Origin of the sequence: uncultured Oxalicibacterium sp. (assembly GCF_913776015.1) — a bacterium.
Lineage (GTDB): Bacteria > Pseudomonadota > Gammaproteobacteria > Burkholderiales > Burkholderiaceae_D > Oxalicibacterium.
This window is the reverse complement of the sequence record NZ_CAJYMD010000081.1, coordinates 1-7,241: the sequence shown is the minus strand read 5'-3', so window position 1 is coordinate 7,241 and position 7,241 is coordinate 1. Positions and strand designations below refer to the sequence as shown.

Below are 7,241 nucleotides of genomic sequence, written 5' to 3'. Positions count from 1 at the left end.
CGTTGTGGAAACAGGTGCAGAGAGTGTTATTGCCTCGCTTGGCTCTCTGTCCGTAGCAGACGCTTCATTGATCGGCGGCGCAATGTGGGCATTGTGGGCCGTTTGCTGGGGCATCAAACAAGTGGGGCATGCAATCTTCAATCCATCTGAAAGGGAATCAAATGAATAAGCTCAAAAAACACATGTTCGGTACGGCCGCTCTGGCTGGCTTCTCGGCTATTGGCTTGGTGCAGTCCGCACACGCTGCCATCAGTACCACCGAAGTCACGACCGCATTGACGGAAGCTGGCGCGGCTGCCGCTGTCGTCGGTGCTGCCGTGCTGGTCGTCATCGTCGGTATCAAGGCATTCAAATACATTCGCTCCGCGATGTAATCGAAGCCGCAAAACTGGGAGGCTTCGGCCTCCCTTTTCAGTTAACAGGGAAGGGGGCAAACATGGAAGGCTGGATCGTACTTTTTGCAATGGCTGTCGCCGGAATGATCCTGTTCAAATGAGAAACCTGTTCTATTTCCTCGTCGGCGTTCTGATGGCTCTGTGCGCATCTATAGCAATGGCTGCTGCGCCCATCACATCTACATGGTATTGGGTCGGATCATCTGGCGAATTTAGCAGTCAGTCTGCTGCCTGTGCTGACTACTATGGCAAGTACACAATCCCTAATAGCAATTACCGCAAAGATGGCTATGAGGTCGGTCAATACTCTTCAAGCGATGCTCGAGCAGCCTGCATAATATATGAAGTGCTAGTCTCTAATGGCTCTAGGTCGGTGTCGGTAAAAGCTGTGTTTCAGTCGGCATCAAGAACAAAGTGCGCCGATGGTTCCGCGCCGAACACATCATTGCCTTCGGCTCAGCAATGCGCCGATCCCGCACCTCTCTGTACACCCGGAAAGCAATACTCTGTCGTTGTTTCCGCAGGCAAGGTCATTCCAGGCACCGTCAATACGACCGACATGAAGTATCCGACTAACATTGGCGGATGTCGTGTCTATGTCGGCGGTATCGATCACTGCGATGTTCTTGATTCAACCGGCGATGTTTTCTGTAGCTTCCGTGTTACTGAAGGAGGGCAAGCAACTGCAGGTGAGTCCCCAACATCCACTAGCACAAAGCCTTCGGGTACTAGACCAACTGAGGTTCCGCCGCACAATCCAGCGCAAGGTCAAGGCTGCCCAAAAGGTACGGTCAATCTCGGTACTGACTCGACCGGTGGCAGCATCTGTGGCGGCTCTGGCACGTCGCCCTCCAGCCCGACAAAAACCGAAGTGAAGCAGCCAGCGACCACCGTTAATAATCCAGACGGTGGCACGACAAAAACAGAAGTTTCTACGCGTACCAATAGCGACGGTAGCACCACAACCACCACGAAAACGACGACCACCGGACCCGATGGCAAGGTGACGACAAGTGAGTCTAGCGTCACCGGTAACAAGCCAACGTCAGCAGGCGGTGGCGCTGGTAAGGACGATTCCAGCGATGGCAAAGACGATTTCTGTAAGAAGAACCCGCAGCTCAACGCCTGTAAAAATTCGACAGTGGCCGGGGAATGCGAGAACACTAGTTGCGAGGGTGACGCGATCCAGTGCGCCATTTTGCGACAGCAGCGAAAGCAGTACTGCGAGTCCAACAAAGACAACGATCAATCCAATTTGGCTAAAGCCGCCTTGGCCGGTAACGATCCTATTGGCGGCACTCTGCCGACGAAGCAGAACGCCACCACGATCAATTTTCAGAACATGAATCAGAACAGTTTCCTTGGCACTGCATCGTGTTGGCCGGACAAGACAATCAGCATCATGGGCGTCTCTGTCACGCTGCCATTATCAAAGCCATGTGAACACATCGCCTGGTTGCGTTTCGTCATGATGACGATTGCCGCTCTGGTGTCCTTCAAAATCTTGCGAGGCCCGATACTGGGTTCCTGATATGCCATTAATCATTGCGTCGTTACTCGGTGGACTTCTCCAGCTCGCGGCCTCGATGGTCGGTCGCGTTTTGCTTGCCCTTGGCATGTCCTTCTTCGTATTCACCGGCTTCAATATCGGTTTCGATTTCCTCAAGAACATCATCACATCCAACATGACTGGCATGGGTGCCGATGTCATGGGCATCCTTGGTTTCCTTTGGGTCGATAAGGCCATTAGCCTGATCCTTTCTGCATATACGGCCGCACTGGCGATCAAGCTCGCTGGTAGCGACTCTGTAACCAAGTTGGTGACCAAGTGAGCAGCGCACCGATCGAATTGATTACCGGCCTTCCCGGTAACGGCAAAACGCTCTATGCGCTTAAGTACGTCAAGGAATGGTCAGAGCGTGAGAGTCGGCCGGTGTTCTATCACGGCATCCAACTCGGCGATGAGCTGGCAGGGAAGTGGACACCTATCGATCCAGAAAAATGGTTTGATGCGCCGCCAGGTGCGATCATCGTCATCGATGAGTGCCAGATTATTTTCCGTCCTCGATCCTTGGGCAAAGAACCGCCGCCTTATGTCGCCAGGTTAGAAACGATCCGGCACCAGGGCTTGAACATCGTTCTTATTACGCAGCACCCGCTCCTGGTCGATTCATCGATACGCCGCCTGTGTGGCAAGCACATGCATTGCATTCGCAAGTGGGGAACCGAATCAAGCACGATTCATGAATGGCCGTCTGTGCGCGACAACTGCGACAAACCGGCAGGGCGCAAAGACAGCATTAAACATGCTTGGAAATTCGATAAATCGATTTATGCCCTTTATAAGAGTGCGGAGATACACACGATCAAGCGCAACATACCGATGCGTGTATGGCTGCTCTTTGCGCTCCCGGTCATTCTCATAGCAATGGCGTATCTCGTTTATTGGCTGATGGTCGGCAAGAAAATGAAGGACCAACCGCCACAGCCCGCACAGTTCACCAGTTCGCAACCTGTCCAGCAATCATCGCCACCGCAAAAGGAAAAATGGCAGGACCCACTTGCTGACGCAAAACGCTACATGTTTGACGAAACGCCACGTGTGTCTGGCCTTCAGCACACCGCGCCGAAATACGATGGCGTCACAGCACCGGTGACAGCGCCGATACCTGCCGCATGCGTCAAGATGCGCGGTGAATGCAAGTGCTACAGCCAGCAAGGCACGATTCTGGCCGTCGAACTGGCGACTTGTGAGCAGATTGTCGAAAAGGGCTTCTTTGTCGACTTCAAGCAAGAGCAGCCGCAACAGCAGCAAAGCGCCTATGGTCAACCATACCTAGTCAAGGCCGATGCGCTACGCGTTCCCGTTGATCCTGCACGGCCTGAACAGGTTGCATCTGCTGTAGGCATCCTGAATGCTGACAACACCACAGCAGGCCGCAAACCGGAAGGCGTGCGCTCACGCGATCAGGATGCCAAGGGCATGGGCTATGCCGCATCGTATTGAAAGCCAAACCGCTGAGTATCACTATCGCAGCAAATCCGATTTGAGGATTTGCCGTGTTACTGAGCATGTAGGAACGTTTTGGCCGGTCGTCCCGGCCAGTGACGATGCGAAGGCGTGTTCTGGTGGTGGCGTGCGTTCGTGCCGCCCAGCCATGCGCAGCAGGCGGGCGGCGCGAAGCGCCGCCTAAACTTGTATTAGCAATACTTAACGGATGGGGCACAGAAACAGTGTGCCAAGGCAGTAAGACGAAGTACAAAAAGAAATGCCCCGGTGAGGCTGCAACCTGACCGGGGCGTCCAGATAACCGCTCGAACCGGATACCTGAATGACCGCAGATTACATCAATGACAGCGACCTGTCATACGTTAGTTTCGATCCTGTTGTAAACGTTCCTCACGAAGAGCCAGCGCGCAATGGCTGGTTCGACGCTTTCACCGCCACGAAGCGCATATTCGCCGATGGGCAAATGGAAATTTCCATCTGTAAGGGGAAGCATTTCAACGGTGCTGCCCTGACTCCCTTCGGCGTCAATAAAAAGTCCAAGCGCGGCGAATCAGAGAACCGCGAGCGCAACGATCTGGTGGCAGGGAAAGCCGCAAAGAAGAAAGTACGCGAACGCTGCAAAGCCATCGGCGCGGATCGCCTCGTAACTCTAAGCTTCCGCGAGAACATTACAGACCGGGCTAGGGCGCTCAAGTACTTTGATCTATTCCGTCGCAGATTGAAGCTCTGCATGGCATTCCACTACGTGGCCGTAATGGAAAACCAGAAACGCGGCGCCATCCATTTTCACATCGCCGTTCATGGTCGCCAAAACTATCATCTGTTGCGGTCGGTATGGCAGCGCGTAGTCGGGAAAAACGAAGCTGGCCAGCAAATGGCGCAAGTCAACGTGCGTGATCCGCACCGGTTCGGATTCGGCAAGACGGGCATTCATAAACTGGCTGCCTATCTCGCCAAATACTGCACCAAAGAAATGGAATGCCGCGAACTAGACCAGAAACGATACTTTACGTCACGCGGCATTCCAGAGCCTGAAATCGTTCAATGGCGTCTCCACAGCAACGACATGATGACCGCCATGCAGGTGGCCATCCAAGAAGCCCAGTTAGGAAATATCGACGGCTGCCAAATCTGGTGCAATAACGGACTAGGCATAGTCTGGATAGCGACTGCACCGGGTGATATCGGGCGAACAGACTGCCCATTTTGATACTGTTTGCATATACAGTGATTTCCGCTACAATCCGTCGCGGAGGGGAATCCACTGTTAGGAGATGCAAAAATGCAAAAACTTGTTCGTAGTGATCTCACCCCGATTGAAGTCCAGGTTTATCGATTTCAGATGTATGACCCTTCAACGGATCAGATGGTGATTTCAAAAAGATGGGGTACTCGCGTTGCCATCGAGCGAATCGGCGGCCAGCTTATTCAAAAGGACGCTGCTCAAATTCCTTATGATCATTTGTCAAAGGAAATAGACGGGCTCACAGACATTGGTTACGTGCCCGTGAAGTCTGAAACCGGATGGCAGGCATTCCCTTAATAGCGCTATAAATCTGTCGACGGCTTTATGCCGTCGATTTTTCTTTCTGTCTATGGCAACGTCTGATGACATAGAGTACCCGCCAAAATGTCCTTGCAGAACATGCCTGCATCTACAGTTCGGATGGCGATTCCCGAATTCCTTGCAGCGTCGTTATAGGGTCTGGTGGTGCGATGTTCGGCATTTGCCTCGCCCTGACATGCTTCGTTCCCATTTCAGTTGCCAGCATTACGAGTATGAGGTTGGCACTGACGACGAAGAGCTAATCCATCATGACGACCGCCGCGCACCCGAGCATTTCCAAGGCTTGCCAGCTTGGGTGCGTATCCATTTACGCGACGGATGACCTGTTGAATGTTTGTTCGATAGGGAATTGTAAGACGTTCGATTCTCCAGTTAGACGGGTTTTCTCTTTTCGGATATTCATCATCCGCATGCGGTTCTGATATTCATATTCTTGTAGCCGTAGGATTTCCGGCACCCACCACGGTATCTTTTCGCGTCCTGACAAATAATTTTCGATTGTTTTTTTCGAACGTTTAAGATGCTTTGCTAAGTCTTTTTCTGATAGTCCGCGCTTCCAATATAACAATTGGTCGATGCTGGCATAACGGGTGTTTGGATACTTCATTTTTTGTTCTCCCTGAAAAATCCTGCACAAAAAAAATACCGGCTTTCGCCGGTAAGTGATCCCTTGAATAAGGGGTGCTTTTCGTGCCAGAGAACTTCGCATAATTTGTATCTTATGAAGTACGCAAAATAGTTACTGCGCCGTGGTGGAAACCCGCTTCCATCCTACGTTTGCGCCGCGCAGTAACGAATTAAAAGACAGTGACATTTTCGACATTGCTGCCTTCAAATGCTCACCTGTTTTGTTCTCTTCCATTTCCGCTTTACTGATCGCTTTTACCGCTGTCTCGATGTCGATTCCTGCCTCTTTTGCTAGCAAAATCGTCCTGCTGCAATTGGGGAAGTGTTTCTTCTTTACGTAACTCTCGAACGTCTTTTGCGGTATCCCGAGTGCCTTTGCTGTGGCATTGACACTGCGCCCACGCAACACCGCTTCTATTAATTTTTCGTAGGTCATAGTAATTTCCAATTAGAAATATTTAGCTCCATCCTGCTAATCTGCGCAGGTCACTAGCTCTATGCTGCTAAGCCCTAATTTGCTTAGTAGTTTCCAGCTACGGGCGTAAACATATCACACCATTTCGAAAGGGTACTGCCATGCCTTATCTCAATATTCTCTATCTCGCCCTCGCTGCCTTACTGTTGGTCCTCTTCGGTATTGCTTGCCTTGCAACTGCCGGTTACATCTCTTGGCCTTTCGCTCGTCGCGCTGCTGACCCGACGACATCGATCAATTTCCACCTGCCTGAATACTCGGTGATCGATGACACCATCAACGTCTTGCGTTTGCTGCGCGATCGTCTCCGCGATGAACAGCGCCACTCTGTTGAACCTGCGCTCTACACACCACGCTTGCTTGTACTGGCTGAAGCCATCGATGAACTTGAATCGATGCGCATGCCATGACGCGCGCCCACAAACAGAATTTCACAGTCTTTGTGTACCGGCCTAACGGCTGGTTATTCGCAAAGATTCCCGAATCCGCCACAACCGCACAAGTGGCAATAGCAAGGGCCAAAAAGGCCATTTACCAAAGAGGGCACCTAGCCCATTTCTATACCTACGTACCGAAACTCAACTAAAGGAAAACCATCATGGCCGCAGTCGACACCAAACACCTCATCAATATCATCGCCGTCAACAAAGACAGTGGGATTTCTAAACGCACTCAACAACCGTGGGAAATGTACAAGGCGCAATGCGTCGTGCGCGGCCCCGACAACAGCGTAAAGATTGGTGAACTGATCTTGCCTAAATCGCTGGCTGAAACGACACCAGGTGATTACTTGGCAGAGTTTGAACTGGACGTGTCTTTCGAGCGCGTCGTTGTGCCGCGCATCACCGCCTTGCATCCGCATGGCAAGTCCGCTGCTCCTGCGCCTAAGGCGACAGCGTAATGAATCTCCGCCACTACATCACGCGCCGCGCGATATCCGCTGCTGTGTCGGCAATCGTCCGCGCCCTCATTCGTAAGGTGCTGTGATGCCAGTGTGCGCAATCGCAAAACAAACCGCTGACGGTCTCGTACTCGTACTAGACCCGACGCAACAGAATCCGCACACGTGTAGCTACGTTGTGGAAACAGGTGCAGAGAGTGTTATTGCCTCGCTTGGCTCTCTGTCCGTAGCAGACGCTTCATTGATCGGCGGCGCAATGTGGGCAT

Annotated in this window: 11 protein-coding genes; 9 read left to right on the top strand and 2 right to left on the bottom strand. The window is 52.1% G+C overall.

Annotation, left to right across the window (positions count from 1 at the left end):
- Nucleotides 1-161 precede the first annotated feature (161 nt).
- From QZ725_RS14705 to QZ725_RS14680, 6 genes are all read left to right on the top strand, one after another.
- Entirely contained in the window at nucleotides 162-374 is a 213-nt protein-coding gene (locus QZ725_RS14705; protein ID WP_293781287.1) for a major capsid protein, read from the top strand.
- Nucleotides 375-492: 118 nt separating this feature from the next.
- Nucleotides 493-1,926, top strand: coding sequence for a hypothetical protein (locus QZ725_RS14700; protein ID WP_293781284.1), 1,434 nt, complete (start codon nucleotides 493-495; stop codon nucleotides 1,924-1,926).
- 1 nt (nucleotide 1,927) lies between these two features.
- Nucleotides 1,928-2,227, top strand: coding sequence for a DUF2523 family protein (locus tag QZ725_RS14695; protein ID WP_293781281.1), 300 nt, complete (start codon nucleotides 1,928-1,930; stop codon nucleotides 2,225-2,227).
- Nucleotides 2,224-3,402, top strand: a complete 1,179-nt coding sequence (locus QZ725_RS14690; RefSeq protein WP_293781278.1) for a zonular occludens toxin domain-containing protein — start codon at nucleotides 2,224-2,226, stop codon at nucleotides 3,400-3,402. The genes QZ725_RS14695 and QZ725_RS14690 overlap by 4 nt, the downstream gene beginning before the upstream one ends.
- 325 nt (nucleotides 3,403-3,727) lie before the next feature.
- Entirely contained in the window at nucleotides 3,728-4,615 is an 888-nt protein-coding gene (locus QZ725_RS14685) for a hypothetical protein (protein ID WP_293781275.1), read from the top strand.
- A 72-nt stretch (nucleotides 4,616-4,687) separates the two neighbouring features.
- Nucleotides 4,688-4,948 carry a hypothetical protein gene (locus QZ725_RS14680; protein ID WP_293781272.1) on the top strand — a complete coding sequence of 87 codons (261 nt, stop codon included), beginning with the start codon at nucleotides 4,688-4,690 and terminating at the stop codon, nucleotides 4,946-4,948.
- A 331-nt stretch (nucleotides 4,949-5,279) separates the two neighbouring features.
- On the opposite strand, the gene QZ725_RS14675 is transcribed toward QZ725_RS14680, so the two are convergent.
- Entirely contained in the window at nucleotides 5,280-5,579 is a 300-nt protein-coding gene (locus tag QZ725_RS14675) for a hypothetical protein (RefSeq protein WP_293781269.1), read from the bottom strand.
- A 132-nt stretch (nucleotides 5,580-5,711) separates the two neighbouring features.
- Nucleotides 5,712-6,035, bottom strand: a complete 324-nt coding sequence (locus tag QZ725_RS14670; protein WP_293781266.1) for a hypothetical protein — start codon at nucleotides 6,033-6,035, stop codon at nucleotides 5,712-5,714.
- A 140-nt stretch (nucleotides 6,036-6,175) separates the two neighbouring features.
- On the opposite strand from QZ725_RS14670, the gene QZ725_RS14665 reads away from it, so the two are divergent.
- The 3 genes from QZ725_RS14665 to QZ725_RS14655 form a co-directional block, all read left to right on the top strand.
- On the top strand, nucleotides 6,176-6,484 hold the full coding sequence (locus QZ725_RS14665) for a hypothetical protein (RefSeq protein WP_293781263.1): 309 nt from the start codon (nucleotides 6,176-6,178) through the stop codon (nucleotides 6,482-6,484).
- Nucleotides 6,485-6,672: 188 nt separating this feature from the next.
- Nucleotides 6,673-6,975 (top strand): hypothetical protein, encoded by a 303-nt coding sequence (locus QZ725_RS14660; protein ID WP_293781260.1) that lies wholly within the window; start codon nucleotides 6,673-6,675, stop codon nucleotides 6,973-6,975.
- A gap of 85 nt (nucleotides 6,976-7,060) precedes the next feature.
- Nucleotides 7,061-7,241: hypothetical protein (locus tag QZ725_RS14655; protein ID WP_293776949.1), on the top strand; the 181-nt coding region annotated here is incomplete at its 3' end.